This window comes from Novosphingobium sp. fls2-241-R2A-195, assembly GCF_030209485.1.
Lineage (GTDB): Bacteria > Pseudomonadota > Alphaproteobacteria > Sphingomonadales > Sphingomonadaceae > Novosphingobium > Novosphingobium resinovorum.
This window is the reverse complement of record NZ_JARVRY010000019.1, coordinates 13,329-38,772: the sequence shown is the minus strand read 5'-3', so window position 1 is coordinate 38,772 and position 25,444 is coordinate 13,329. Positions and strand designations below refer to the sequence as shown.

Sequence of the window (25,444 nt, the reverse complement as noted above, 5' to 3'; positions counted from 1 at the left end):
ACAATGCACGGCGCGCGCGAATGTTTGGCGCGTCAGGGTGTGTCCTCCGGCGGAAAATACCACCCGTGGGTCTCGACCATGATTGCAGCCACCGGCTCTCCCGCCCGGTTGCGCGAGGGCTTGAAACGGAACCGTTCGGTGATCAGCCGACATGTCGTCGCGTCAAGGTCGGGGCGGCCGCTGGAAGTGAGGATGCGGCAGTCGCTGACCCGCCCGTCCACGCCGATGCGGTACTGCAGCTTGAGTTCGCCGCCGGTCTTGGCCTCGCGCAGGTCCGGGGGCAGGTCAGAGAAGTGCAGGCGTCCGCGGATCTGGCGTGGGCGGGTGAGGGCATCGTCATCGCCTTCGCCCGCGCCATCGCCGTTGCCGCCGCCTCCATCACCATCGCCGATACCGCCCGCACCTTGTCCGGGGCCAAGGCGATCCGAGGCGCCGCTTTGCGCGGCCGAACCGATACCGGCCTTCGGCGCGGTGACAATCGGCGGCGGCACGATCAGCGGGGGCAGCTTCGGCGGCGGGGCGACCACCTGCGTCGCCTTGTTGCGCAAGTTGGGAGGTGAGGGACGGCCCTTCGCGGCGGTGGAATCCGCCTTGGCCGGGATTTCCTTCGGCCGGGGTTTCTCCGGCTCCTCGCGCAGGGGAATGATCGCGGCGAGCGTCTCGCGCCGTTGCTGCGGTGTCATCTGCGCGGCAAGTCCCGCGATCATCGCCGCCAGCCCGCCCGCCACGATCAGCAGCGAGGCGAGGGCGGACGCCGCGCGGTTCCGGGCCGAAGTATACACGTCTCGCGCCTCCTTGCTGGCCAGAACCCGGCGGGCGCGCGGTTGGTTGCGGCAAAGTTCACGTTGCGACGAGGCGTTCGTATTGTTGCGGAACCTTGCGCGCTACTGCCCGTTATTAGGGTCAGCAAACTCAATTCGGAGACGGAAACCATGACCCTCCTTCTTATCCTCCTCGTCGGTGGCATCATCGGCTGGCTCGCTTCCATCCTGATGCGCACCGATGCGCAGCAGGGCATTTTCCTGAACATCGTCGTCGGCGTCGTCGGCGCGGTGATCGCCGGCTTCATCATCACGCCGCTCATCGGCGGTGCGCCGATCACCAGCGGTGCCTTCGACATCATGTCGCTGTTCGCCTCGTTCCTGGGCGCGGTCGTCCTGCTGGCGATCGTCAACCTCTTCCGTCGCGGCTCGGTTCGCTAAGAACCGCACGGCTCCGACGACCTCGAAGTGAGGCCCGCTTCGGCGGGCCTTGCGGCGGGAGGTGGCGCGTCCTCCCCTCGGCATCTTCAACGCGCCCGATACCATAAACAGGGAAAAGGATTCCTCGCCATGAAAGCCACTGCCACTTCGCGTCTTGCCATGATTGCCGTCGCTGCCGCTTCGCTGGGCCTTGCCGCCTGCAACAGCCCGCAGCAGGAAGCGACCGAGAAGGCGGCCGACGCCGTTGAGGCCCAGTCCGACGCCGCCGCCGACGCGATCGACGCGCAGGCCGATGCGACCACCGGAGCCGCCGAAGATGCGCTGGAAAACAAGGCCGACGCGGTCAAGAAGGCAGGCGACGCCAAGTCCGATGCGATGAAGGACGCTGCCGACAAGCAGAACTGACAAACCTGACGGCCGGATCACACGGCCGGTATGGGTTGGCTCGCCGGCGTTTGCTCCCCTTGCAGGACGACGGCGACCACGGGAGAGGATGGCGGCAACCCCGCCATCCTTTTTCGCATGAGAAATTCAAAATGCCGCGATTGCGCGCTTGAATTGTTGCGCTGCACGTCAGACATAGGCCGCGATCTTTTCTGCGCTTTTTCGGTTTCCCGCCGAAGTGCAGGCCAGCTTCAATAACCTGAAAAAGGACATGACCATGACCATCGCCCTCATGCCGCTGCCCTATGCGCAGGACGCGCTCGAACCGCACATCTCGAGCAAGACGCTGGAAATCCACCACGGCGCCCACCACAAGACTTACGTGGACAAGCTGAACGCCGCGATCGCCGGCACCGAGAACGAAGGCAAGTCGGTCGAAGAGATCGCCAAGTCGGCTTCCGGTCCGCTGTTCAACAACTCGGCCCAGACCTGGAACCACGGCTTCTACTGGCACTCGCTGTCGGGTGAGAAGACCGCGCCGAGCGAGAGCCTGGCCGCTGCCATCACCGCCGACTTCGGTTCGATCGACGCGCTGCTCGAAGCGCTCTCGAACGAGGCGGTGAACCACTTCTCGAACGGCTGGGCCTGGCTCGTCGTCGAAGGCGGCAAGCTCAAGGTGATCTCGACCCACGACGCCGACAGCGCGCTCGTCAAGGACGTCGTGCCGCTCCTGACCGTCGATGTCTGGGAGCACGCCTACTACATCGACCAGATGAACAAGCGTCCGGCCTACGTGAAGGCGGTCCTCGAGAACATCCTCAACTGGAAGTTCGCTTCGGACAACTTCGACCGCGGCACCGCCTGGACCTACCCGGCGTAAGCCGAAGGCCAGACAGGCTTTTCAAGGCCCCCGCATCCGGCAAGGGATGCGGGGGTTTTGTTTTTTGTGGAGCCGTTTCATGCGGTCTTCCTCGCACCATCTCGTCATTGCGAGCGTAGCGAAGCAATCCAGGGCGGCGTAGGACTGCTCTGGATTGCTTCGCTACGCTCGCAATGACGATTGCGTTGATCGTGACCCGCTGCAACAAACCCGTCTTCCGACAAGGGGGACGGCTTCGATGAATCGCGCGTGGTTGACGCTGGCACTGGTCCTGTGCGGCACCATCATCGGCATGATGGGCGTCGATCTGGTCCTGCCCGCCGTGCCGCTGCTGCCCGAGGCGCTGGGCGGCGACCCGTCGCAGGCACAACTGGTGCTGGCCGCTTACGTCGGAGGCACCTGTATCGGCCTGCTCGGCTACGGCGCGCTGGGAGACCGGGTGGCGACATCGCGGCTGATCGTGGGCTCGCTGCTGGCGACCGCCGCCGTCTCTCTGGCCTGTGCGATGGCCCCGAATATCGAGGCGCTCATCGGGCTTCGCGCGCTGCAGGGCATGGTCGCGGCCGGTCCCGCCGTCTTTGCGCCGGGCATCGTCAAGGCCATGTTCGACGAGACCCGCGCGGTCCGGGCGATCGGTCTGCTCGGCAGCATCGAGGCGCTGGGGCCGGCCCTTGCCCCCGTGGCGGGGGCGGGGCTGCTCGCGCTCGGCGGCTGGTCGCTGAATTTCGAGGTCATGGCGGCCGGAGCCTTCGCGGCGGCGGTGCTGGTCATGCTCACCGGCGGCTTGCCGCAAGTGGGACGGCGCGGGCAGGGCAGCTTCGTGGTGTTGCTGCGCGACCCGACGTTCCTGCGCTACGCGCTCAGCCAGGCGAGCGTGCTGGGCGGATTGCTGGTCTTCGTGTTCGGGATGCCCACCGTCTTCGTGCGCGTGCACGGCGGGACGCTGGCGGACTTCATCACGATGCAGATGAGCGGCGTCGTCACCTTCATCATCGCCGCCAACACCGCCACGCACTGGGGCGACAGGCTGGGCGCCGAGCGCGTCATTGCCTTCGGCACCGGCCTCTCCGCACTCGGAGCGGCGGGACAGTTCGCCTATGCGCTTTCGGGCGGGACTTCGGCGCTGGTGATCACGGCGCTGTTCATCCCGGTCAACACCGGCCTTGGCCTGCGCGGTCCGGCGGGGTTCTTCCGCGCGATCCTGGCGAGCCGCGGCGACGATGCCCGCGCCAGCGCTCTGGTGATCCTGTGCATCCTGACCGCCGCAGCGCTGGGAACGAGCATCGTCTCGCCATGGATCGAGAGCGGCACCGTGCCGCTGACGGCAGCGGCGCTCGCGTTTCATCTGGCGGCTTTGGCATGCCTGGTCGTACTGCCGCCGTTGCGGCAGCCGGTCAGCCCGTCTTGCGCGCCTTGACCTCGACCTGCTGCGGCTGATCGCCGTCGAGCATCCGGGCAAGATCGGCGCGGGCACGGGCGACACGGCTCTTCATCGTGCCGATCGGGCAACCGGCGATCTCGGCCGCTTCCTCGTAGCTGAAGCCGGAGGCGCCGACGAGCAGCACCGCCTCGCGCCTTTCGGGGGCCAGCTTCTGCAGCGCGGCCTCCATGTCGTCGAGGTGGAGCGGGCCTTCCTGATCCGCTTCCATCACCAGCATCTTCTCGACCACGCCTTCGTCGAGGTCGGTCTGGCGGCGGGAGCGGCGCAGCTCGGACAGATAGTGGTTGCGCAGGATCGCGAAAGTCCAGGCGCGCATGTTGGTGCCGGCCTGATAGCGCTCGCGCGCGGTCCACGCCTTGATCGCGGCTTCCTGTACGAGATCGTCGGCAAAGTCCGGCCGTCCCGACAGGCCTCGGGCAAATGCGCGGAGATGAGGGAGGACGGAGAGCAGTTCCTTGCGGAAGCCTTCGTCCGCGGCGCTGGGCGCTATCCGGTCAGGCATCGCCGTCGTCGTCCAGCTTCTTAAGGAGATCCTTGAAGCTGTCCGGCAGCGGCTCTTCCACCACGGAGTTGTAGAGCTTCCTCAACCCCCCGGCCCAGCCGGGTTCTCCGTCTCGACGGACTTCGGGCGGCAAGCCGGGCACAGGGCCGGAGTCACCACGTCCATTGGGCTGATTCAACACGAACTCCCTTTCACCGAAAGCACACTTGCGGCGAGACCGGGGAGCGGTCAAGCCCGGCGCGCGGCCCAATGTCTTCGCGCGCAAGGCTGGCGGAAGGCGGGGCGCTGTCTCGGGCATCGTCCGGTCTGCAAGCCGAGCGGACGTCGTTTGCAGATGGAACAATCGATGCCGAGCATGGTTCCCCTCGGCGTAAAGTGTTGGCATAGCATGATGCTTGCGGTCATAAGTGAACGCAACGCGACGGAGTTTATGGTGCAGGACGTTGCCGGGTGATTGACCAGGCTCTGCTCGACAGGGTTCAGAAGCAGGCGTGGTTCCACAGGTATCCGCGCGGCTGGCCGTTCCTGCTGTTCCTCATCGCCAGCATGACCACGGCGGTCTCCGTCATGGCGATCGAGCGCGCGGACAAGCAGACGCGCGCCATCGAACTCGATCGCCAGCTCACCGAGATTTCCTCCGCCCTCCAGCGCCGCGTGACCGAGAATATCGCGCTCCTGCGGGCGGGCAGCGCACTGTTCGCGACGCAGGACGTCGTGTCGCCCCAGCAGTTTGCGGAATTCGCACGCGACCTGCAGGGCGACGGCACGCTCTATGGTTCGCTCGGCATGGGCTGGGCGCCGCTCATCCCGGTAAGCAAGCTGGCAGACTTTGAAGTAGCGGTGCAGAGCGGTGGGCGGCTCGACTTCAGTGTCGATCCGCGCCCGGAGCCAGGGCAGAAGTATGTGGTCCCGGTCTATTATCTCGAGCCGCAATCGCCGGGAAACAAGCGAGCGATCGCGTTCGACATGTATTCCGAGCCCGTGCGGCGACAGGCGATGGAGCGGGCCATGGCCCGGCGCGGACCGGCGGCGACGGGCGTGGTCCATCTTGCGCAGGACGGCTTCCGCTATCCGGCGCGAGATCAGCAGGCCGACGCGGCGTTTCTCATCTATATGCCGGTCACGATCGACCGGGGCGGGCGGCGCTGGGTCAAAGGGTTCGTCTATAGCCCGTTCAAGGCGCAGACCTTTCTCGGCTCGGCCAGCGAACTGTACCGCAACGACAGCATCGACATCGCCATCTACGACGACCACGTCGCGCCGGAGACATTGCTGGCGGAACAGCGCGGCGCCGACGGGCTGACCGGCCCCACCATCGAGCGGCGCATCGACGTTGCCGGGCAGGCCTGGATCGTCGAGGTCAGTGACCGGCAGGCCAATGCGCTCTCGCCGCTTTCGCGCCTGACGCTGTTCTTCGGGGCACTGGCCTCGCTGATGGTCATGGCGATCGGACGGCTGATCACCAAGCGCGCGGCGGAAGACCGCGTGGTGCTGGAGTGGCTGACCAACCAGGCGTCGATCCGCAACTCACTGACTCGCGAGCTGAACCACCGCGTCAAGAACACGCTGGCCAACGTGCTCTCGATCGCGGCGCTGACGCGGCGGCGCTCGAAGGGCATCGACGATTTCACCGAAAGCCTGACCGCGCGCATCCGGGCGCTTTCGGCGACCCATGACCTGCTCTCGCAGTCGGACTGGGGGCACGCGGCGCTGGGCGACATCGTGCGCTCGGAACTGGCGCCCTACATGGAGGGTAACGAGAGCCACGTTGTCATGGCCGGGCCGGGGATCAAGCTGGCGCCCAACGATGCCATGTCGCTGGGCCTCGCCATCCACGAACTGGCGACCAATGCCGCCAAGTACGGGGCGCTCAGCACGATCGAGGGGCGCATCCACGTGCAATGGACGCTGGCCGCGCCCGACCTCGCGGAAATCCATTGGCGCGAGGAGGGTGGGCCGCCGGTGACCGAGCCGACCAAGCGGGGCTTCGGGCGCGATCTGATCGAGAAGATCGTCGCGCACGAACTCAAGTCGGAAGTGGACTTGCGGTTCGAGCCGGGCGGCGTTGAATGCCGCCTCAAGGTGCCGGTGCGCGCTTCGCGCGAATTCGTGTTGCGCAACCAGCAGAGGTAAGGCGCTCCACAAGACGAAGCAGGGGCTATTATCGATTATTTAAGCCGTGTCGCAGTAATGCCCTTGCCACATCATCGGGGGCAATTGCGATGGAAGCGCGTAACTGGAGCCGTCATATCGTCGAGCGGGACGTTACCTGCCTGGTCGACGAAGCGCGGGAGCAGGTCTTTCTCTACGACCTCTCGGTCGGCGGCTGCATGTTCGAGATGGCGTGCGAGCGCGACATGCGCGAGCGGTCGGCAACGCTGGAACTGCAGGGGCAGGGCACCGTGCAAGGGCAGGTGGTGTGGCAGGTCGGCCGCTGCATCGGCATGCGATTCGACACGCTGATCCCCGAGGCCGTCGTACGGCGGCTGGGCTTTACGCCGCCGATCGAGGATTTTCTCTTCCAGCCAAGGCGGGAGCCCAGCGGCCACGTCCCCCAGCCGCCGCTCTGATCCGGCAAACACCCAGGTCGTCATTCCCGCGACCCGAAGGGCAGCGCGAAGCGCTAATGCGGGAACCCATCTGACGGTCTCTCGTGTGGATCGGTCATCAGTTGGGTCCCCGCCTTCGCGGGGATGACAGACAGTTTTCTATGCAGACGGATGGCGCTTCAGGCCTGCGGGCGGGTCGAGTTGAAGAACAGCGCCTGGCTGATCGTTGCGCGCACGGTGGTTTCCTGGAACGGCTTGGTCACGAGGTAGGTCGGCTCCGGCCGCTCGCCGGTGAGCAGGCGTTCCGGGTAGGCGGTGATGAAGATCACCGGCACTTCGCCGAACTTGAGCAGGTCTTCCACCGCATCGATGCCCGAGCTGCCGTCGGCCAGCTGGATGTCGGCAAGGACGAGGCCGGCGGGGTGCTTCTCGAAGATTTCGATCGCCTGCTTGTGCGTGGCGGCAGTGCCGACGACGGTATGGCCAAGGTCCGTCACCAGGCCTTCCAGCTGCATCGAGATCAGCGGCTCGTCCTCGATGATGAGGACGCGGGTTGCGCTTTCCCCTTCGATCTCTGCAATCGCCTGGGAAACCAGCGCATCGACTTCCTCGACCTCGAGGCCGAGGATCGTCGCGGTTTCCTCGCGCGTGAATTCCTCCACCGAGGTCAGCAGCAGGGCCTGGCGGTGCGTCGGCGCGACGGCGGCGAGGCGCTCCTGCGCGGCCTGCTCGTGCCCGCCGCCGATGTCGCCCGCGGGTTCCTCGACATGGCCGGTCGACCAGATGCGCGTGAAGGCCTCATACAGCGCGGCGCGGCTGCGGGCGATGGCATCGCGCAGCGAGCGGTCGGCGAGGGCCGCTTCCAGCGTCGCGCGGACATAGGCGTCGCCCGAATGCTGCGAGCCGGTTAGGGCGCGCGCGTAGCGGCGCAGGTAAGGCAGCTGGATCGCAATCTGATCAGAGACGGACATTCAAGTTCCTCAAGGCCTATGGGGGAAGTTGGCTTCCCGATTGCACGTCGATGGGCGCCCTTTGCGCCGGAAGGCCGGTGTCGTTTGTCTGACTCCGCCGGGCGTATAGGGCAACCGGAAAATTTTTTGCGGTGAGACGCTTTTCCGGGAACCAACGAAGGGGCGCTACGTTCCCACAATATCACCACTGGCTCCCCCACCCCCCCCCCGCAAACCGGTGGTGATCCGATCCCGGAGGCCCTCGCCCACTCAAGTGGACGGGGGCCTCAATTTTTATGGGCCATGATTGTTCCGCCGATCCTGCGGAAATACGGCAAAGTTTTTCGGTCTGGCGCTGATTTCTTTCGCTTCCGCAACGAAATGGGCGATTTCAGGACATTGCCGGGAACTATTTTCGCCGCACTGCCGTTAGCTATCCGACTGGTTTTCTCAGAGGAGGGTAACGCAATGTCGACTGTTGTCGAAGCAGGCGTCGAAGGGGTCCAGCCCGAAAAGGTCGCGCTCAGCGACCGTGATTTCCGCCGTGCGCTGGCAGAGGTAGCGCCGCACCTGCGTGCATTCGCGCGCGGTCTGTGCGGCTGCCGTGACCGCGCCGACGATCTGGCGCAGGAAGCTATGCTGCGGGCATGGGCGGCGCGTGAGCGCTATGCCGCCGGCACCAACTTCAAGGCATGGACTTTCACCATCCTGCGCAACCACTTCTATTCCGAGGCCCGCCGCGCCCGCTTCCATGGCGAGTACGACGAACTGGCCGCGGAACGCATCCTGCGCGCCGAAGCCAGCCAGGAAAGCGCCGTCGAACTGGCGGACGTCCTGCGCGCGCTGACCGCCATTCCCGAAACCTATCGCGAGGCCCTCGTGCTCGTAGCGGCGGGCAACCTCTCCTACGAGGAAATCGCCGATATCTGCGGTATCGCGCTCGGCACCGTTAAGAGCCGCATCTGCCGCGCCCGCGCGATGCTCTCCAAGATCATCGAATCCGGCCAGTTGCCGGACTTCCGCCACAACTTCGTGCTTGGCGGCGAGGCGATCGACGCCTTCTTCGGCGAACTGGTGAAGATCGCCAACGTCAATGCCGACACCGCTCGCCTCGCCCAGCGCGTGGCTGCCTGAACCGGGACAACGTACCTTGGATGCGATGGTGGCCAACTCCGGGAAAATCCTCATCGTCGAGGACGAGTTCCTGGTAGCGCTGCAACTGGAAGATATCCTTGCCGATGGCGGCCATGCCGTCGTCGGCACGGTTCCGGACATGGCTTCGCTGGGCATGCTGGGTGATATTCCTGATGTGGCGCTCGTCGATCTCAATTTGCGCGACGGGCTCACCGGCCCGGCCATCGCACGCGATCTCTCCGGCCGTTACGGCGTGCGGGTGATCTACGTCACCGCCAATCCCGGCCAGATCGACACCCCGGCGCCTACCGCGATCGGGGTCGTCCAGAAACCCTTTACACGACAGGCGATCCTCGCGGCGATCTCCTATGCCCTTGCCGGATGCCCCGACAGCGCCCGGCCACAGGAACTGGAGCCGCTGCAACTGCGCACCTGACGTTTCACGAGTAGGAGAGGGGCCGCAAGAGCCCGGGCCTGATGACAAACACAACAGGGCCTGAGAAGAAGGCGAGAGGATGAGCCAAGTCGTCCTGCAATGCCTGCAATACTATGGCGCCGCTGCGGGAACCGTGGCGGCGCTTATCGTATCGCTCGACCTCGGCCGCAAATGGACCGGCTGGGGCTTCGTCATTTTCGTCACCAGTTCGATCGCCCTCGTCGCCTGGGGGTTCCTCGACGACAAGGCCGAGGGGATCGGGCTGCAGAACGTGGCGTTGTTCGCGATCAATTGCGTGGGCGTGTGGCGCTATCTGTTGCGGCGGAAGAGTCCCCACTGACCCTTATCCTCCCTGTCGCGCAGCGATGGGGAGGTGGCGCCGACGAAGTCGGTGACGGAGGGGGTTTTGTATTCCCAGCCCCTCCACCACCCGCTGCGCGGGCGGTCCCCCTCCCCATCGCTGCGCGACAGGGAGGGATAAGCGCGAAGGGCGTGGCAGCCTGAACCGCCACGCCCCCGCTGCTCAGGCATCGGTCCTAGAGGGTCTCAGACCGCGCCGAGCGCGTGCTCTCCGGCTTCGCCCTGCTTGATGGGCTTGCCGGTCAGGAGTTTGAAGGCGCCCTTGAGGCCCATTTCCGAAGTCCAGACTTCGGCATCCTCGATCTCGAAACGCAGCATGACGACCGAAGCGTCGGCCTTGCCGCCGGGAAACCACGCCTCCACGGCGTTGTTCCAGTGCTTGTCGCGCACGGCGGTGTCGGTTTCCTCGACCAGCGTACCGTCGATGCAGGCGAAGACCTCGTGCCCCCGCGTCATCACCTGACCCATCGCCTTGCCGCCGCCGCCGATGCGGTTGTCGCGCTTGGTGAAGAACCAGATCGCGTGATGGGCGTCCTTGTCGAGCTGTGCCGTCATCGGCTCGGCGTGGGCATGTCCGCCCTGAAGGCTCATCATGATGAACGGGCTGGTCTGGAACGCTTTCCAGAAATGCTCGCGGATGTCCTTGTCCATGGTCCTTCTCCGTTATGGTTGATCGAGAAGGCAACGCACCGCCGGGGTCGGGCGTTCCCCCGCGCTCACCGCAGGGGAGGCCCGAGCCGGCTTATTGCCGGTTTTATTCGCGCGCATCGCCGGGCAGTTCCTTTTCGGCCGTCGCCAGTTCCTTCGGCTTGCGCTTCTCGAACACTTCGGCGAGTTCCTTCTCGGTTTCGGCCGAGAGCTTTTCCGCCGCTTCGGGGAACATCTCCTCCTCTTCCTCGTCGATGTGGTGGAGGTAGCGGTGGCGCATTTCCTTGAACTTGGTCAGCCACGCGGACGAACTCATGTCGATCTCGAACAGTTCGCCGAGGAAGTCGTCGATTTCCTTGTGCTCGGACACCGAGTGGCGGGCCTCGTCGCGCAGGTCCGGGTTGCCGAGCATCGTCGCGTAGAGCGATTCCTCCTCGGCGGCGGCGTGGGCCTGGAGTTCCTTGCGCAAGGCTTCGAACAGGTCCTTGCGCTCGTCGCTGGCGCCCTGAGTCTCGCCGAGCTGCTCGAGGAGCTTGCGGTGCTTGTCGTGGTCGGCCTTGAGATCGCGGAAGATGCGTGCGTCTGCCATGGGTGTCTCCTGTGTGGTTTGTCTTTGCAGGAAGGAACGGCGGGATCGCGTTCCGGTTTCCGACAACCCGTTTGCCCCCCCGTGCGTTCTCGAAAGGGAGAGGCAACGGACAGACCCCATGCTGATGACGCGCCAGACAGATATGCGCCTGAAATTCGCCGATGACGGCGCCCCCGGCATCACCCGCAGGCCGGTGCGCGGCAGCAAGTGGGCCTACTTCGACGCGGACGGAGCGCGGATAAAGGATCGCGCTGAGATCGACCGGCTCAACGCCATCGCCCTGCCGCCCGCCTACGAGCGGTGCTGGTTCTCCGCCGACCCCGAGGTACATCTGCTGGCGACCGGCTACGATGCGCGCGGGCGCAAGCAGTATCGCTATCATCCCGACTGGCGCCAGTCGCGCGAGACGATGAAGTTCGACCGCTGCGCCCTGTTCGGCGAGGCGCTGCCGGTGCTGCGGGCGCGGGTGGACGCGGACATCGCTTCACGCAAGCTGACGCGCGAGCGGGCGATCGCCTCGGTCGTGGCGCTGCTCGATACCGGCGCGATCCGGGTGGGGAACGAGTGCTACGCCAAGGCCAACAAGAGCTTCGGCGCGACCACCTTGCGCAACCGGCACGCGAAGATAGAGCGCGGCGCGCTGATGCTGCGCTTCAAGGGCAAGTCGGGCAAGCTGCAGCAGATCACCTGCGACGATCCCGGCCTCGTGCGCTGTGTGCGCAAGATGCAGGACCTGCCCGGCCAGCACTTGTTCCAGTACGTCGACGAGGAGGGCGAGGCGATTCCCGTCCACAGCCACGACGTCAACGAATACCTTGCCGAGACGATGGGCGAGGGCTTCACCGCCAAGCACTTCCGGACATGGGCGGCGAGTACGATGGCCTTCGCGATGCTGGTCGGGAACCCCGGCCTGTCATTGCGGGCGATGCTGGACGAGGTTGCGCAGTGCCTCGGCAATACGCCCGCGATCGCGCGGAAGTCTTACGTCCACCCGGACGTGATCGCGGCGGCCAAGGGGGATCGGGGCGCACCCGAGGTGCCCGAAAGCCTGCCGCGCAAGACCCGCTGGATGAGCCGTGAGGAGCGCGGGTTGCTGGCGTTTCTCACTTCGTCGTCCCGGATCAAATCCGGGACGACGTCCTGTAAGCCCCAAGCGTCGCGATCAACACCAGCACGCCGATGAGCGCCACGCCCGAGCAGGCAAGCGCAAGATCGGAATTGCCGGTCGCGTCCACCATCCACCCGAACAGCGGCGGACCGAACGCGGCGCCGAGGCTGAACAGGCCGAGGATGGCGCCGTAGGTCGCGCCGTAGTTCTCCAGTGCGGCGTAGCGACTGGTGAAATAGGCGAGCATGTCCACTTCCGCTCCGGCCGCGAGGCCGAGCAGCAGCGCGGCCGGGATTGCGGGGCCGTCGAGCCACAGGATCACGCAGGCGATCACCGGCGAGGTCAGGAACAGCACGGCCACGCGCGGGGCGTGGAAGCGGTCGAACAGCCAGCCGACGAAAGCGCGGGCGAAGACCACCGCGATGCCGATGAAGGCGGCCACTCCGGCGGCCTGCGCGGGCGGCACCCCCCGGTCCACCAGCATCGGCACGAGATGGACGATCAGAGCCGCGACGATGACGCCCAGCAGGAAGCCGATCAGGGCGATTTGCAGCGTCTTGCGGGTGATCTCGATGCTGCCGCGCTCGCGCTTGTCGTTGGCGACGCGCTCTCCGCGCCCGGTCAGGAGGCTGACGGGGATGCCGATCACGGCGATGACGATGGCGATGGCATGAAGGCCGGTGCGCCAGCCCTGCGCCGCGATCACCGGGCCGAGCAATGCGGGCGCGAGGATCGCCGCCATGCCGGAGCCCGTCAGCATCAGCCCCAATGCGAAGCCGCGCCCGGCATCGAAGCGCAGCGAGACGACGCGCGCCCAGATCGCCGGGGTCGTTCCGCAGCCCGCCAGAGAGACGAGCAGCCACAGGCCGTACCACGCGGTCAGCGACGGCCCGGTCTCGGCCAGCGCCACCAGGGCGAGCGGCGTGGCCAGATAGCTGGCGATGGCGATGGTGCGGTTGCCGAAGCGATCGGCGAGGCGTCCCACGACAGGGGCGGAGAGGAAGATGCCCAGTTGCTGGAACGTCGCCGCGCCCGAGACTTCGGCGCGGGTCCAGCCGAACTCGGCCTGAAGCGGCGTTACGAACAGGCCCAGCGCGTAGAACCCGACGCCCATCATCCCCACCCCGATCGCCAGCGCGGCGGCAAGGACGGTCGGCCATCCGGCGGCCAGTTCGCTGCGGGCAGTAAGCGAGGGTGACGCAAGGGTGCTCATGGTCGCAGTGGTGCCATGGATCGGCGCGGTTGTGCATATGCGAGATGGCGGGAAGTCGCAGGGCGAATATCTGATGCCGCTTTGGCCAGTTCAGCGCTTCTCGCCATTTCGGCCCACCATCTCGTCATTGCGAGCGTAGCGAAGCAATCCAGGGCGGTGCAGTGCTGCCCTGGATTGCTTCGCTACGCTCGCAATGACGAACGGCAGGGGCACGAAGGAATTGGAAACCCGCGCGTCCCGCAGTAAGGAACGCGCATGAACCAGGCACCCATTCTCGTCATCACCACCGGCGGCACCATCGACAAGCAGTACTTCGACGCGCTGAGCGAGTACCAGATCGTCGAGAGCGTGATCGGCAAGCTGCTGGCCACGGCCCGCGTGGCGCATCCGTTCCGCGTCGTCGAACTGCTGCGCAAGGACAGCCTCGAACTCACCGACGAGGACCGCGCGCTGATCGCCGCGACGGTCGCCGGGGCGCCGGAAAGCCATGTCGTCATCACCCATGGCACCGACACCATGACCGACACCGCCGCCGCGCTCGCCCATATCGAGGGCAAGACCGTCGTGATGTGCGGCGCCATGCAGCCCGCCCGTTTCGCCGAGAGCGACGCGGCATTCAACCTGGGCATGGCGTTCGGCTGCTGCCAATCGGCCGGGCCGGGCATCTGGATCACCATGAGCGGCACCGTGTTCGACGCGCTGAAGGCCCGCAAGGACCGCGAGGCCGGCAAGTTCGTCGCGCGCTGAGGGCAGTTCTTGCTTATTTAACGTCGTCATTCCCGCGAAGGCGGGAACCCATCTCCTGACGTTTCATGGTGCACTGGCATCAGATGGGTCCCCGCTTTCGCGGGGTGACGAAAGTGCTGCGCGCGGCCCCGAGCGCATGGACAGCGGCCGCTCTAACACAAATTTAACCACTGCAATCGTTGCGACAGGCCGGGTCTAGGGACAGCTCCCTAGGTCTGGCTTCGCAGGTCGATAACCGCCCCGGTGTACCCCTCGTCGGGTACGGGGGCCGCAGCGCGGTTTCCGGCGCTCCACCCGGAGGCCGTGGCTGCAACGAATTTCAAGCTCGTTCGGCATCACGTCTCCCGCAGGACAGGACACGCGATGCTGGCGACGCCGATGACGACAACCGACATCCACGCGCCGCTGGTCCATGCCCCAATCGCCGCGCTGATCGTCGATGCGGCGGGCGTGGTCGCCTTCGGCAATGCCGCTGCCGCCTCGCTGCTGGCCGAGCCCGATGCCGAGGCGCTGCGCAACAGCCTGTTCTTCATGTGGTTCGCCGAAGACGATGCCGAGACGCTGCGGCAGATGTTCGAGGTCTTCTTCAAGGTTTCAATGGAAACGCGCGGCACCTGGTCGCGCCAGATGGTGCTGCACGGCGCCGACGGTTCGCGCCCGACCGTGACGATGACCCTTGCGCCCGTCGCGGGCGAGGAGGGCGACCGCGCGGTCGTCTACTTGCGCAACATGACGCGCGAGATCACCGCCGAGCGCCGCTTCACCCAGATGTTCGAAAGCATGCCGCTGGGCGTGGTGGTGGTGGACGGCAAGGGCCGGATCGCGCAGGCCAACGCCATGCTTGCGGTCCAGTTCGGATGGAAGGTGGAGCAGATGATCGGCCAGCCGATCGAGATGCTGCTGCCCGAGCGATACCGCGCAAGGCACGGCGAGCAGATCGCCGGATACGCGGCCGCCCCCAAGTCGCGCCTCATGGGCGGCGACCGCGACGTCACCGCGCTGCACCGCCACGGGCGCGAGTTTCCCGTCGAGATCGCGCTCACCAAATTCGAGAGCAGCGCCCAGCCGCTCTACATGGCGATCGTCAGCGACATTTCGCACCGCAAGCGCTCCGAACGCGCGCTGCAGCAGACCAATGCGCAGCTGGAGGAGTTCACCTATGTCGCCAGCCACGACTTGCGCTCGCCGCTGCGGGGTATCGCCGACCTGGTAAGCTGGATCCGCGAAGACCTCGAAGGCACCGAACTGCCCGAGGACGTGGTGCACAACTTCGACCGCATCGCCCAGCGCATCGAGCGCTCCGAGCGGATGATCGACGACCTGCTGGCTTACGCCCGCGCCGGGGTGCGCGATTCCCGCATGCACCGCATCGATCCGCACGAACTGGTCGAGGAAGCGCTGGAACTTACGGCAATCCCCGAGGGGTTCGAGGTCGATGTCGACGTGCAGGGCGGCGACATCGTCGCCCCGCGTGCGCCGCTTTCCACTTCGCTGCGCAACCTGCTGTCCAACGCGGTCAAGCACCACGGCGGCAAGGAAGGCCACATCCGCATCGCCGTGCGCGAGGAGGGGCGCTTCACCGTCTTCACGGTGGAAGACGACGGGCAGGGCATTCCGCCGGGCAACGAGGACCGCATCTTCAAGCTGTTCCACCGCGCCTCGCCGGGGACCGACGGCGACGGGGTGGGGCTCGCCTTCACGCGCCGCATGATCAACGCCCACGGGGGCATGGTGACCGTCCAGGGCCGGGGTCCCCTCGGCGGCGCCAGGTTCGAAGTCCACTGGCCCCGCATACTTCTGCGAGAGAACGAAGATGATGATTGATCTGGTCGCACCCCGATCCGCACCAAAGAAAACTGCCAACTACAACGACGTGACCGTGCTGCTGGTGGATGACGACGACGTCGCGCGCGAAGGCGTGCTGCGCTCTTTCCGCAAATACGAGGTGCCCTGTCGCACCGTCACGGCGGGGGACGGCGGGGAAGCGCTGGCGATCCTCACCGGCCGCCATCCGGACAAGCAGATAGAAACGCCGGTGATCGTGCTGCTGGACCTCAACATGCCGGGCATGGACGGTTTCCAGTTCCTCGACGCCCTGCGCGCCGACCCGGACCTGCGCCGCACGGTGGTCTTCGTACTCTCCACTTCGGCCCGCGATCAGGACCGCAGCCGTGCCTACGATGGGCACGTCGCGGGCTACATGGTCAAGTCCGCCGTCGGTCCGCAGTTCGCTCGCCTCGCCGATTTCATCGGCAAGTATGCCCGCACGCAGGAGCTGCCCTGACGGCGGCTCCTCTCACGCAAGGATTCCTTCCTCCCATGGACCACCTGCACAACGGTACTCAGGACATTCACGCGCTGATCGTCGATGACGACGACGTCGACCGGGAGAAATTGCTGCGCCTGCTGCGCCGCGTTCCCCGCAACATCACCGTGGCGCAGGCCGCCTCACAGGCCGAGGCGCTGGACATGATCCGCGATCCACAGGCGCATTTCGACATCGTCTTCCTCGACTTCGGCCTGAAGGACGGCGACGGGCGCGACCTGCTGCCCGAGATCCGCGCCGAGATCGACCCCGACGTGCCGATCATCGCCGTCACCGGCCATACCGACGAGCAGATCGCGGCGGACTCGATCAAGTCGGGCATGACCGAGTTCCTGTCCAAGCGCTCGCTCTCTCCCGAGCGGGTCGCGGCCTCGGTCGAGGAGGGGATCGCCTGGCGCAAATACCGGCAGGACATGCGCCGCGCGGAAGAGGAACTGACGCACCGCTCGCTCCACGATCCGCTGACCGACCTGCCCAACCGCACGCTGTTCGCCGACCGGCTCTCGCAGGCCTGCGCGCGGGCGCGGCGCAGCGGCGATCCGTTCGCGGTGATGATGATCGACCTCGACCGCTTCAAGGAGATCAACGACAGCCTCGGCCATGCGGCGGGCGATGCGGTGCTGATCACGCTGGGCCGCCGGATGCGCGAGCACTTGCGCGAGGTGGACACGATCGCCCGCCTCGGCGGGGACGAGTTCGCGGTCCTGCTGCAGAACGTCGATGGCGACGAGTCCGCGCTGGCCGTCGCCACCAAGCTGACCGAGCTGATCGAGCAGCCGATCGTCCACGACGGGCGGTTGCTCTACGTCGGCGCCTCGATGGGCATTTCGCTGTGCCCGCAACTGGGCTATTCGCCCGAGGGACTGGTGGAGGCCGCCGACGAGGCGATGTACGAGGCCAAGCGGGGGGCCGAGAAGGCAGTGATCGCGCGCGGTGAACAGCGCCGCACGGTGCGCGCCGATGAGCGCACAATGCTCCACGATATCGAGGACGCCATGGGCGCGCGGGCGTTCAACTGGCATTGGCAGCCCAAGGTGGACATGCGTTCGGGGCAGGTTCTCGGCTTCGAGGCGCTGGTGCGCTGGACTCACCCGGACAACGGCCCGGTCGCGGCCGACGCGCTGATCGAGACGGTCGAGCAGTCGCACTTGCTGGAAGACTTCACCTACCTGACGCTCGATACCGTGCTGGGCCAGTACGCGCGGCTGGAGCCGGGGCTGGACGGCGCCGGTATCTCTATCAACGTCTCGGCGCGGATGCTGGAGCGGCCGGGCTTCGTCGGTCACGTCGTCGAGGCCATCCGCACGCACGGGGTCGATCCCGCGCATGTCGTGCTCGAACTGACCGAGACCGCGCTGATCGCTCACCCCTCGCAGGCCAAGCGGGTGATCGAGCAGTTGCAGGACCACGGCGTTTCGCTCTCGATCGACGATTTCGGCGCGGGGTTCACCTCGTTCGGCTACTTGCGCGAGTTCGCGGTGCGCGAGATCAAGATCGACCGCTCCTACATCGCGCGCTTTACCGAAAGCCGGTTCGACCAGTCGCTGGTGACTTCGCTGGTGGTGCTGTGCGACTGCCTCGGCATTCCGCTGGTGGCCGAGGGGGTAGAGAACCCGGAGACGCAGGCGATGCTGGTGGCGATGGGCTGCACCTGCGGCCAGGGCTACGGCATCTGCCGCCCGATGCCTTACGAGGACGTGCGCGGCTGGGTCGACGGCTGGAATGCCACGCATGGGGAGCAGCGGATGCGGGCGTGAGATCCTTTCTCACCACCATCATCTCCATCCCCACCACCGTCATTCCCGCGAAGGCGGGAACCCATCTCCTGACGCTTCATGTTCCACAAGCATCAGCTGGGTCCCCGCCTTCGCGGGGATGACGAACAAAGAAGGATGACCACCTCTCGTCATTGCGAGCGTAGCGAAGCAATCCAGGGCGGCGTGAACCGGCGCTGGATTGCTTCGCTACGCTCGCAATGACCGGGGACGGTCAGCGCCCCTTGATCACCCGCCCGATCGCCGAGCGCACATCGCGTTCGCCGTAGGGTTTGGTCACCACCGGCACGCTCTTGAACGCGCCGGACTGCAGCGAGCGTTCGCCGTAGCCGCTGGCGAAGATGAAGGGGATCGCCCGCGCTTCCAGTTCGTGGGCGACCGCCTCGCTGGTATCCTTGCCGAGGTTCACATCGAGCATCGCGAAGCTCACGTCGGAGCCTTCGAGAATGCCGAGCGCGGCGTTGACGGAGCCGGCGATGCGGCAGTCGGTGAAGCCGAAGCCGCGCAGCACGTCTTCCGCCTCCATGGCAATGATCACGTTGTCCTCGACGATCAGCGCCGCGCCGGAGCCCAGTTCCTTGGTGAACTCGGCGGGTTGCGGAGGCTCGCTCACCGGCTCGCGCAGGACCGCGCCGGGGGTCTCGAAGCCGGAGATATGGTCGGAGGGGATCAGGAACAGCGCGTGCAACCCGTGCACGGGGTAGATCACCGAGGCCGAGCCGCCCAGTTCGTGCGGAATCGTGCGCTCGATGATGGTCGAGCCGAAGCCGCGCCGGGTGGGTTCCCGGACCGGCGGACCGCCTTCCTCGCGCCAGTCGATCTCCAGTGCGCCGTCGTCGCTGCGGTTCAGCGTCACGGTGACTTGCCCGTGCGAATCCGACAGCGCGCCGTACTTGCACGAATTGGTCATCAGTTCATGGATCACCAGCGCCAGGGTGGTGAAGGCGGCGGGGGCGATCAGCGCGTCCGGCCCGTCGATCACCACCCGGTCCAGCGAGTGGCTGGCATAGGCGTCGGTCTCGGTGCGGATCAGGTCGTAGAGCGAGGAGGGCGACCAGTCCTTGCGCGTCACCTGATCGTGCGCGCGGGCGAGGGCGTGGATCCGGCTGCCGACGATCTCGGCGAATTCGTCGATCGTGCGCGCGCCTTCCTTGCTCTGGGCAACGAGGCCGCGGATCAGGTTGAGGATGTTGCGAACGCGGTGGTTCAGTTCCGCGATCAGCATGTCCTGTTGCTGGCTGGCCTGCTCGCGCTCGACGTTGGCGGCATCCGATAGGCGCAGCACGACTTCGAGCAGGGTGATGCGCAGCGCTTCGGCGGAAGAGACTTCCTCGTCGGTCCAGGGACGCGAATAGCCGCGCCGCTCCTCGCGCCAGATCTCGAAGCTCTTGCGCGGGGTCAGGCGCGCGCCGTTAGGGCCGAGTTCGATGGCCTTTTCGGGGTTGCCCGCCCACTTCACCTCACGCACCGCCTCGCCCCGGAACAGCACGATGTAGTCGCGCGGGGACCGGCTGACCGGCAGGGCGAGGAGACCCGATGCCTTGTCCGTCCATTCCGCCGCAGGCGGGTAGACTGCGGAAATGTTGTCCGATGCCCAGACCGTGCTGGCTCCGGCGGTGTTGAGGAACCGCGCGAGGGTGGCGAACTGCGTCTGATCGGGCACCGCGCCGTGGCCGATGAAGCGGCCGTCCACCCAGCCGACGACGCCGTCGAAGGGGATCACCTGCCGGATCGAATCGGTGAAGTCGTCGAAGGCCTCCAGCAGCGATCCGCCGCCGGCGACACGGGCCATGATCTCGTCGTGGAGGCGCATCGATTCCGCGCGCTTCTCGGTCGAGAAATCGGTCTCCTTCTGCTCCAGCAGGTAGGAGAAGAATTCGCCGAACAGCTCGCTCGCGGTGCGTACCGAATAGGACAGCGTCAGCGGCGAATAGTGGTGGCAGGCCATCAGCCCCCACAGCTTGCCGCGCCGCATGATCGAGACCGACATCGACGCCTTCACGCCCATGTTGCGCAAGTATTCGATGTGGATCGGCGACACCGCGCGCAGGCCCGACATCGACAGGTCGAGCGGATCGCCGTTGGGATTGGTCGCGGGGATGATCGGCACCGTCGGGTCGTCGACGTCGCTGATGATGCGCAGCAGGTTGCGGGTGTAGAGCTTGCGCGCCTGCGCCGGAATGTCGGACGAGGGGAAGTGCTGCCCCTTGAAGCTGTCGACCATGCCGTTCAGGCTTTCGGCGATGACTTCGCCCGCGCCGTCGCCCTCGAAGCGGTAGACCATCACCCGGTCGAAGCCGGTGAGGCCGCGCAGATGGCGCGCGGCGCTGGAGCACAACTGCTCGATGGAGGGTGACTGGCGGAGCCGCTCGATCATCGGGCGCACGTAGGAAACGAAGTCGCGGCGCTTGCCGCCTTCGTGGGGCTCGATTTCCAATATGAAAGAGCGGCCGGAATTGTGCACGGCGACGTCGAAGACGCGGCCGTCGCCGATCAGGTCCAGCTCGAACATGCGCTCGACGGTGCCCGCGCTGCCGAGGATCTGCAGGCGCGTGCGGATGTCGTGCAGGGCTTCCTGCGACAGGAACTCGGTGGCGGAAAGGCCGACGAGGTCCTGCGCCTCGCGGCCGAACAGGTCGGTGCAGTTCACCGAGACGTGGTTGATGATCCAGTCGCTGGAGAACGACAGCAGCCAGCCGAAGCTCTGGATGCGGCCGATGATGTGGATCGGCTCGAGGTCGCAGGTGGACAGGTCTACCTGGTGCATCGCGTCAGCCATCGACACGCGCCGCGAGGCCGGCACTGGCGGCGAACGCGCGCGCGAACGTCTCGAACGCGGCGAGGGCGGCGGTGCGCAGCGCCTCCGCCTGATCGGGCGCATACGCGCGGGTCCGCAGGACCGGGACGAGCGCCTTCCACGCGTCGTGGCCGCGCCCGTCGCTCATGTAGGCGGAGCGGAAGCCCTTCGACTCGCCCCAGTAGCCGCGCTGGCGGATGACCACGAGGCCGAGGCGCGAGCCGGAGACGACATAGGCGATGCCTGCCTCGCCGCCTGCCGCATCGAGCCCGGCAGGCGTCTCGATAGATGGCACGGCATCGACGCCGAGAGCATCGAGATCGGCGCGCAGCATGGCCGGATAGTCCGGGCATTCGAGGCCGAGTTCGCTCTCCAGAAAGCCCCGGAACGCGGGGAACATCGGCTCCAGCCCGGCGGCGTGCGCGGCAAGGAAGCGCCCGAGCCCGTCGCGGGTCATCAGGTCCAGCGCGCCGAAGGATGCGTCCAGCCGCTCGTGAGAGGGGCCGGTCGCTTCGCGCAGCACGGTCAGCATGTCGGGCATTACGGGCGATCCGAGGGCGTCTTGCATGATTATCCGAATAGGGCCCCGGGGGGCGTTTGCAAGCGAGCCGACAAAGCGCGCCTGGGACCGGGAACACATGATCCCGGTGAATGTTCCTGAGTAACACATACCATGTCGGAAACCTCCGGTCTGTTCACTTATGACCGCATCTTGGAACCGTAGTGCCTTGGCCGGGTTGTCGTTTCCGGACGGCGCAGGATCGCGACACTTTGCGTCGGCCCTTCCGGTCGTCACGCCGATGCGTCACGCCGAGCCGCCCAAGGAGCAAAAATGAGCACGATCCCGCAGACAAGCCCGGTTTCCGCCGCCGCGATCGCCGGCAGCGACCTGCTCACGGCGCTGCGGCAGGACGACCTCTTGCTGATCGAATCGAAGCTGGGCGAGTGCCGGTTGAAGTCGGGCGAAATCATCTACCAGCCCGGCGACAGCGTCGATTACTGCTATTTTCCGACCGGGGGCGCGATGTGTTCCTACTTCGTCGAGATGGAGGACGGCACGGCGGTCGAAACCATCCTCGTGGGCCGCGAAGGGGCGCTGGGCGGGATCGTCAGCCACGGTTCGCTCCCGGCCTATGCGCGGGCCAACGTGCTGCACGACGGGGTGTTCCTGCGCATCGCCTCGCGCGATATCGAGGCAGCCAAGGAGCGCTCGCCCGCGATCGCGCATCTTTTCGCGCGCTATGCCGATTGCGTGATGGCGCAGGTGTTCCAGTCGATCGCCTGCAATGCCGTCCACACGATCGAGCAGCGCGCGGCGAAGTGGCTCTCGGCGGCAGTCGACCGGATCGGGCGCAACGACGTGACGATGACGCAGGAGCAGCTCGCCTCGATGATGGGCATCGGCCGCAGCTACGCCAGCCGGGTGCTGCAGCGTTTCAAGCGCGACGGCATGGTGCGCACCCGTCGCGGCGGCATCGAGGTGCTCGACCGCGAGGGGCTGAAGAACCGCGCCTGTGCCTGCAACGACCAGGTCGAGGCGCATTTCCGCCGCGTGCTCGGGGACGTCTATCCCAAGGAGGGTTGAACCCCGTCGCGACGGGCCGTTTCGGGTCATCGTCGCAATACGGTCAGGATAACGCCATCGATATGCCATCGAACTGGCACTTTCACGTCATGAATGGCCCCTAGCACTCGCCCTCGCGACCAATAAGGGGGCAATATCCATGACCGAGATGAATCCGGTCACCGCCTATACGGACGGTGACGTCGATACCAATGAATCCACGCAGCGCTCGCTGGAGAGCATGGCGGCGGAGCGCTATTCGCGCCGCTCGGCGATGTTCCGCGGCGCCGGTGCCACCACGATGGCCTTCATGGGCACCAGCCTTCTCGCCGCTTGCGGTGACGACGGCGAAGGCGGCAGCATCGGCGGCGCCGTTTCCGTCTCGGCGGGCAGCAGCGTCGCCACCAGCGCGGGCCGCGTCGTCACGCTGACCGGCACCGTCTCCGGCAACGGCCAGGATGCGGGCTGGAACCAGCGCACCGGACCCGAAGTCGCGCTGATGGGCAGCGGCGCGACCGTGACCTTCATCGCGCCTGCCGTTGCGGCCGCCACCGATCTCGTCTTCCAGTTCAGCGCCAAGCCGCTGATCGGCGACGCCGTGACCGCGACCACCACCGTGCGCGTCTCGCCCGCGGTGCTCGGCTTCACCGCCGTCGCCCACTCGCTGAGCGACGTCGCGATGGTTCCGGAAGGCTACTCGGTCACGATCATGACCCGCCTCGGCGACCCGATCGCCGCCGGTGTCTCGGCTTATGCCAACGACGGCAGCGACGCCGACTTCGACAAGCGCATCGGCGACCACCACGACGCGCTGCACTACTTCGGCCTCTCGGCCGCAGGCGCGCCCGACCGCAACAGCTCGACGCGCGGCCTGATGGTCCAGAACCACGAGAACATCACCGAAACCTACCTCCACCCGGCCGGTCCCAGCGCCGCGCCGCGCCCGCTGGCCGAAGCGCTCAAGGAGATCGAGTGCCACGGCGTCTCGGTCGTCGAGTATGTCGATGGCGGCAACCGCAAGTGGACCTACAAGCAGGACAGCACCTTCAACCGCCGCATCACCCCCAACACGCCGATGTCGTTCCACGGCCCGGCGGCGGGTTCGGCGTTCCTCGTCACCGCCTACTCGAAGGATGGCACCGCCGGTCGCGGCACTATCAACAACTGCGCCAACGGCGTTACCGGCTGGAACACCAACCTCACCTGCGAAGAGAACTACGCGGGCTATTTCCGCCGCGATGCGGCTGACGACGCCAAGCGCACCCCGGCCGAACTGGCCTCGCTGCGGCGCAACGGCATCACCAGCCGCTCGGGCAACTACAGCTGGTCGACCGCGTCGAGCACCGACACGCGCTTCACCCGCTGGAACGCGACGATCACCGGGGCCGCCGCAACCGACGACTTCCGCTACGAGCCGAACCAGTACGGCTGGGTGGTCGAGATCGACCCGTACAACCCCACCTCGACCCCGCGCAAGCGCACCGCGCTGGGCCGCTTCGGCCACGAAGGCGCTTTCGTGCGTATCGCCGCCGGGCAGAAGCTGGGCGCCTACATGGGCGACGATTCGCGCGGCGAATACCTCTACAAGTTCGTCTCGAACGAGACCTGGGCCGCTGCCGATGCCGACGCCACCGACCGCCTTGCGGTGGGTGACAAGTACCTCGACGCCGGTACGCTCTACGTCGCCCGCTTCAACGCGGACGGCACCGGCACCTGGCTGCCGCTGGTCTACAGCCCGACCTTCCCGAAGCGTCCGGCAAGCGGCACCTACCCCGAGTACACCTTCACCAGCCAGGCCGACATCTGCGTCAACACCCGCTTCGCCGCCGACGCGGTAGGCGCGACGCCGATGGACCGCCCGGAATGGACCGTGGGCAACCCGGTCACCGGTGAAATCTACCTGACGCTGACCAACTCGAACAATTCGTTCCGCCCGGTCACCGGCACCAACGCTGCCAACCCGCGCTCGTACAACGACCCCAAGGGTCCGTCGAACTCGGCACAGACCGGCAACCCGAACGGCCACATCGTGCGTCTGCGCGAAGACGGCGACACCACCAGCGCCACGACGTTCAAGTGGGACATCTACCTCTTCGGTGCCGACTCCACCGATGCTGACCCCACCAACGTCAACATCTCGGGCCTCACCACCGCGAACGATTTCTCGAGCCCGGACGGCGCGTACTTCTCGCGTTCGACCAACCCCTCGGGCCAGATCAATCCGCTGATGTGGATCGAGACCGACGACGGCGCGCTGACCGACCGCACCAACTGCATGCTGCTCGCCGCGATCCCCGGTCACGTCGGTGACGGCGGCGCCTACACGGTGAACAACGCGGGCAACACGCAGAACACCTTTGTCGGCGCCAAGGCGACCGCGGCCAACCTGCGCCGCTTCCTCGTCGGCCCGGTCGAGTGCGAGATCACCGGCATCGACCAGACGCCGGACGGCCGCACCCTGTTCGTGGGCATCCAGCACCCTGGCGAGGGCGGCTCCTACTCGGCGCCGACCAGCCACTGGCCGTACTCGCAGGACGGCAGCACGCCGGCCGCCAGCGTGCGTCCGCGTTCGGCGCTGATCGCGATCACCAAGAACGACGGTGGCGTGATCGGTCTCTGATCGAAGCTGCCCTCGGGGAGAATGCCCTGAGGGAGAATGCAGGGGAGGGGGCGCCGATGGGCGCCTCCTCCCTTGGCGTTTGTGCGGAATCCTCCCCGTTGCGCAGCAATGGGGAGGGGGACCGCCGCGAAGCGGTGGTGGAGGGGGCGAAGGCGCGCGGGTTCCCCCTCCGTCAGTCGCGGCGCGACTGCCACCTCCCCATCGCTTCGCGACAGGGAG

Annotated in this window: 25 protein-coding genes; 16 read left to right on the top strand and 9 right to left on the bottom strand. The window is 66.5% G+C overall.

Annotated features, from left to right (window positions below; genetic code table 11):
• Positions 1-32: 32 nt before the first annotated feature.
• Positions 33-782 (bottom strand): energy transducer TonB, encoded by a 750-nt coding sequence (locus QRN25_RS14685; protein ID WP_285020079.1) that lies wholly within the window; start codon positions 780-782, stop codon positions 33-35.
• Between the two features lie 150 nt (positions 783-932).
• Between QRN25_RS14685 and QRN25_RS14680 the strand changes: the two genes are divergently transcribed.
• The 4 genes from QRN25_RS14680 to QRN25_RS14665 all read left to right on the top strand — a co-directional run bounded on the left by QRN25_RS14680 (position 933) and on the right by QRN25_RS14665 (position 3,883).
• Complete coding sequence (locus QRN25_RS14680) at positions 933-1,202, top strand: GlsB/YeaQ/YmgE family stress response membrane protein (RefSeq protein ID WP_008830173.1); 270 nt, start codon at positions 933-935, stop codon at positions 1,200-1,202.
• Positions 1,203-1,331: 129 nt separating this feature from the next.
• Entirely contained in the window at positions 1,332-1,607 is a 276-nt protein-coding gene (locus QRN25_RS14675; protein WP_008830172.1) for a hypothetical protein, read from the top strand.
• A 256-nt stretch (positions 1,608-1,863) separates the two neighbouring features.
• Positions 1,864-2,466 carry a superoxide dismutase gene (locus QRN25_RS14670; protein WP_008830171.1) on the top strand — a complete coding sequence of 201 codons (603 nt, stop codon included), beginning with the start codon at positions 1,864-1,866 and terminating at the stop codon, positions 2,464-2,466.
• Positions 2,467-2,704: 238 nt separating this feature from the next.
• Positions 2,705-3,883, top strand: a complete 1,179-nt coding sequence (locus QRN25_RS14665; protein ID WP_285020077.1) for an MFS transporter — start codon at positions 2,705-2,707, stop codon at positions 3,881-3,883.
• Here the strand turns inward: QRN25_RS14665 and QRN25_RS14660 are convergent.
• Together QRN25_RS14660 and QRN25_RS14655 are read right to left on the bottom strand one after the other, a co-directional pair.
• Positions 3,861-4,409, bottom strand: coding sequence for a sigma-70 family RNA polymerase sigma factor (locus QRN25_RS14660; RefSeq protein ID WP_008830169.1), 549 nt, complete (start codon positions 4,407-4,409; stop codon positions 3,861-3,863). The genes QRN25_RS14665 and QRN25_RS14660 overlap by 23 nt on opposite strands.
• Complete coding sequence (locus QRN25_RS14655; RefSeq protein ID WP_285020075.1) at positions 4,402-4,707, bottom strand: NepR family anti-sigma factor; 306 nt, start codon at positions 4,705-4,707, stop codon at positions 4,402-4,404. Before QRN25_RS14655 ends, QRN25_RS14660 begins: the two co-directional genes overlap by 8 nt.
• A gap of 152 nt (positions 4,708-4,859) precedes the next feature.
• Here QRN25_RS14655 and QRN25_RS14650 point away from each other — a divergent pair, with 152 nt between their 5' ends.
• Both QRN25_RS14650 and QRN25_RS14645 read left to right on the top strand, forming a co-directional pair.
• On the top strand, positions 4,860-6,542 hold the full coding sequence (locus QRN25_RS14650; protein ID WP_271184606.1) for a CHASE domain-containing protein: 1,683 nt from the start codon (positions 4,860-4,862) through the stop codon (positions 6,540-6,542).
• A gap of 89 nt (positions 6,543-6,631) precedes the next feature.
• Positions 6,632-6,979 carry a PilZ domain-containing protein gene (locus QRN25_RS14645; protein ID WP_285020074.1) on the top strand — a complete coding sequence of 116 codons (348 nt, stop codon included), beginning with the start codon at positions 6,632-6,634 and terminating at the stop codon, positions 6,977-6,979.
• A gap of 158 nt (positions 6,980-7,137) precedes the next feature.
• Here the strand turns inward: QRN25_RS14645 and QRN25_RS14640 are convergent, their stop codons facing one another.
• The gene (locus tag QRN25_RS14640; protein ID WP_008832962.1) at positions 7,138-7,929 is read right to left on the bottom strand and encodes a response regulator; all 792 of its coding nucleotides are present in this window, start codon (positions 7,927-7,929) and stop codon (positions 7,138-7,140) included.
• Between the two features lie 447 nt (positions 7,930-8,376).
• Between QRN25_RS14640 and QRN25_RS14635 the strand changes: the two genes are divergently transcribed.
• The 3 genes from QRN25_RS14635 (at position 8,377) to QRN25_RS14625 (ending at position 9,818) form a co-directional block, all read left to right on the top strand.
• Entirely contained in the window at positions 8,377-9,042 is a 666-nt protein-coding gene (locus QRN25_RS14635) for a sigma-70 family RNA polymerase sigma factor (RefSeq protein ID WP_008832963.1), read from the top strand.
• Positions 9,043-9,067: 25 nt separating this feature from the next.
• A complete protein-coding gene (locus QRN25_RS14630; protein WP_285020160.1) occupies positions 9,068-9,478 on the top strand; it encodes a response regulator in 411 nt (136 codons plus the stop codon).
• A 79-nt stretch (positions 9,479-9,557) separates the two neighbouring features.
• The gene (locus QRN25_RS14625) at positions 9,558-9,818 is read left to right on the top strand and encodes a hypothetical protein (protein ID WP_285020073.1); all 261 of its coding nucleotides are present in this window, start codon (positions 9,558-9,560) and stop codon (positions 9,816-9,818) included.
• Between the two features lie 206 nt (positions 9,819-10,024).
• On the opposite strand, the gene QRN25_RS14620 is transcribed toward QRN25_RS14625, so the two are convergent.
• Both QRN25_RS14620 and QRN25_RS14615 read right to left on the bottom strand, forming a co-directional pair.
• A complete protein-coding gene (locus QRN25_RS14620; RefSeq protein ID WP_285020072.1) occupies positions 10,025-10,489 on the bottom strand; it encodes a pyridoxamine 5'-phosphate oxidase family protein in 465 nt (154 codons plus the stop codon).
• 103 nt (positions 10,490-10,592) lie between these two features.
• Positions 10,593-11,075, bottom strand: a complete 483-nt coding sequence (locus QRN25_RS14615) for a hemerythrin domain-containing protein (protein WP_008833645.1) — start codon at positions 11,073-11,075, stop codon at positions 10,593-10,595.
• 118 nt (positions 11,076-11,193) lie between these two features.
• Here QRN25_RS14615 and QRN25_RS14610 point away from each other — a divergent pair, with 118 nt between their 5' ends.
• Positions 11,194-12,258 (top strand): DNA topoisomerase IB, encoded by a 1,065-nt coding sequence (locus tag QRN25_RS14610; protein ID WP_285020070.1) that lies wholly within the window; start codon positions 11,194-11,196, stop codon positions 12,256-12,258.
• Here the strand turns inward: QRN25_RS14610 and QRN25_RS14605 are convergent.
• Positions 12,197-13,396, bottom strand: coding sequence for an MFS transporter (locus tag QRN25_RS14605; protein ID WP_285020069.1), 1,200 nt, complete (start codon positions 13,394-13,396; stop codon positions 12,197-12,199). The genes QRN25_RS14610 and QRN25_RS14605 overlap by 62 nt on opposite strands.
• 255 nt (positions 13,397-13,651) lie before the next feature.
• On the opposite strand from QRN25_RS14605, the gene QRN25_RS14600 reads away from it, so the two are divergent.
• The 4 genes from QRN25_RS14600 (at position 13,652) to QRN25_RS14585 (ending at position 18,226) form a co-directional block, all read left to right on the top strand.
• A complete protein-coding gene (locus tag QRN25_RS14600; protein WP_285020068.1) occupies positions 13,652-14,143 on the top strand; it encodes an asparaginase domain-containing protein in 492 nt (163 codons plus the stop codon).
• Between the two features lie 378 nt (positions 14,144-14,521).
• Positions 14,522-15,967, top strand: a complete 1,446-nt coding sequence (locus QRN25_RS14595) for a sensor histidine kinase (RefSeq protein ID WP_285020067.1) — start codon at positions 14,522-14,524, stop codon at positions 15,965-15,967.
• Positions 15,957-16,427: a response regulator gene (locus QRN25_RS14590; protein WP_008831436.1), complete on the top strand. Its 471-nt coding sequence runs from the start codon at positions 15,957-15,959 to the stop codon at positions 16,425-16,427. The genes QRN25_RS14595 and QRN25_RS14590 overlap by 11 nt, the downstream gene beginning before the upstream one ends.
• A gap of 35 nt (positions 16,428-16,462) precedes the next feature.
• On the top strand, positions 16,463-18,226 hold the full coding sequence (locus QRN25_RS14585; protein WP_285020066.1) for a putative bifunctional diguanylate cyclase/phosphodiesterase: 1,764 nt from the start codon (positions 16,463-16,465) through the stop codon (positions 18,224-18,226).
• A 232-nt stretch (positions 18,227-18,458) separates the two neighbouring features.
• On the opposite strand, the gene QRN25_RS14580 is transcribed toward QRN25_RS14585, so the two are convergent.
• Entirely contained in the window at positions 18,459-21,023 is a 2,565-nt protein-coding gene (locus QRN25_RS14580; protein WP_285020065.1) for an HWE histidine kinase domain-containing protein, read from the bottom strand.
• The gene (locus tag QRN25_RS14575; RefSeq protein ID WP_285020064.1) at positions 21,016-21,609 is read right to left on the bottom strand and encodes a biliverdin-producing heme oxygenase; all 594 of its coding nucleotides are present in this window, start codon (positions 21,607-21,609) and stop codon (positions 21,016-21,018) included. The genes QRN25_RS14580 and QRN25_RS14575 overlap by 8 nt, the downstream gene beginning before the upstream one ends.
• A 264-nt stretch (positions 21,610-21,873) precedes the next feature.
• Here QRN25_RS14575 and QRN25_RS14570 point away from each other — a divergent pair, with 264 nt between their 5' ends.
• Both QRN25_RS14570 and QRN25_RS14565 read left to right on the top strand, forming a co-directional pair.
• Positions 21,874-22,626: a Crp/Fnr family transcriptional regulator gene (locus tag QRN25_RS14570; protein WP_285020063.1), complete on the top strand. Its 753-nt coding sequence runs from the start codon at positions 21,874-21,876 to the stop codon at positions 22,624-22,626.
• 139 nt (positions 22,627-22,765) lie between these two features.
• The gene (locus QRN25_RS14565; RefSeq protein ID WP_285020062.1) at positions 22,766-25,225 is read left to right on the top strand and encodes a PhoX family protein; all 2,460 of its coding nucleotides are present in this window, start codon (positions 22,766-22,768) and stop codon (positions 25,223-25,225) included.
• Positions 25,226-25,444: the final 219 nt, after the last annotated feature.

Coding starts and splice junctions, on each gene's coding strand:
- QRN25_RS14660 (WP_008830169.1), bottom strand. CDS start 4,409: ATGCCTGACCGGATAGCGCCCAGCGCCGCGGACGAAGGCTTCCGCAAG.
- QRN25_RS14610 (WP_285020070.1), top strand. CDS start 11,194: ATGCTGATGACGCGCCAGACAGATATGCGCCTGAAATTCGCCGATGAC.
- QRN25_RS14675 (WP_008830172.1), top strand. CDS start 1,332: ATGAAAGCCACTGCCACTTCGCGTCTTGCCATGATTGCCGTCGCTGCC.
- QRN25_RS14630 (WP_285020160.1), top strand. CDS start 9,068: ATGGTGGCCAACTCCGGGAAAATCCTCATCGTCGAGGACGAGTTCCTG.
- QRN25_RS14645 (WP_285020074.1), top strand. CDS start 6,632: ATGGAAGCGCGTAACTGGAGCCGTCATATCGTCGAGCGGGACGTTACC.
- QRN25_RS14570 (WP_285020063.1), top strand. CDS start 21,874: ATGAGCACGATCCCGCAGACAAGCCCGGTTTCCGCCGCCGCGATCGCC.
- QRN25_RS14680 (WP_008830173.1), top strand. CDS start 933: ATGACCCTCCTTCTTATCCTCCTCGTCGGTGGCATCATCGGCTGGCTC.
- QRN25_RS14590 (WP_008831436.1), top strand. CDS start 15,957: ATGATGATTGATCTGGTCGCACCCCGATCCGCACCAAAGAAAACTGCC.
- QRN25_RS14580 (WP_285020065.1), bottom strand. CDS start 21,023: ATGGCTGACGCGATGCACCAGGTAGACCTGTCCACCTGCGACCTCGAG.
- QRN25_RS14605 (WP_285020069.1), bottom strand. CDS start 13,396: ATGAGCACCCTTGCGTCACCCTCGCTTACTGCCCGCAGCGAACTGGCC.
- QRN25_RS14565 (WP_285020062.1), top strand. CDS start 22,766: ATGACCGAGATGAATCCGGTCACCGCCTATACGGACGGTGACGTCGAT.
- QRN25_RS14670 (WP_008830171.1), top strand. CDS start 1,864: ATGACCATCGCCCTCATGCCGCTGCCCTATGCGCAGGACGCGCTCGAA.
- QRN25_RS14655 (WP_285020075.1), bottom strand. CDS start 4,707: ATGCCCGAGACAGCGCCCCGCCTTCCGCCAGCCTTGCGCGCGAAGACA.
- QRN25_RS14600 (WP_285020068.1), top strand. CDS start 13,652: ATGAACCAGGCACCCATTCTCGTCATCACCACCGGCGGCACCATCGAC.
- QRN25_RS14665 (WP_285020077.1), top strand. CDS start 2,705: ATGAATCGCGCGTGGTTGACGCTGGCACTGGTCCTGTGCGGCACCATC.
- QRN25_RS14575 (WP_285020064.1), bottom strand. CDS start 21,609: ATGCAAGACGCCCTCGGATCGCCCGTAATGCCCGACATGCTGACCGTG.
- QRN25_RS14640 (WP_008832962.1), bottom strand. CDS start 7,929: ATGTCCGTCTCTGATCAGATTGCGATCCAGCTGCCTTACCTGCGCCGC.
- QRN25_RS14595 (WP_285020067.1), top strand. CDS start 14,522: ATGACGACAACCGACATCCACGCGCCGCTGGTCCATGCCCCAATCGCC.
- QRN25_RS14615 (WP_008833645.1), bottom strand. CDS start 11,075: ATGGCAGACGCACGCATCTTCCGCGATCTCAAGGCCGACCACGACAAG.
- QRN25_RS14625 (WP_285020073.1), top strand. CDS start 9,558: ATGAGCCAAGTCGTCCTGCAATGCCTGCAATACTATGGCGCCGCTGCG.
- QRN25_RS14585 (WP_285020066.1), top strand. CDS start 16,463: ATGGACCACCTGCACAACGGTACTCAGGACATTCACGCGCTGATCGTC.
- QRN25_RS14620 (WP_285020072.1), bottom strand. CDS start 10,489: ATGGACAAGGACATCCGCGAGCATTTCTGGAAAGCGTTCCAGACCAGC.
- QRN25_RS14635 (WP_008832963.1), top strand. CDS start 8,377: ATGTCGACTGTTGTCGAAGCAGGCGTCGAAGGGGTCCAGCCCGAAAAG.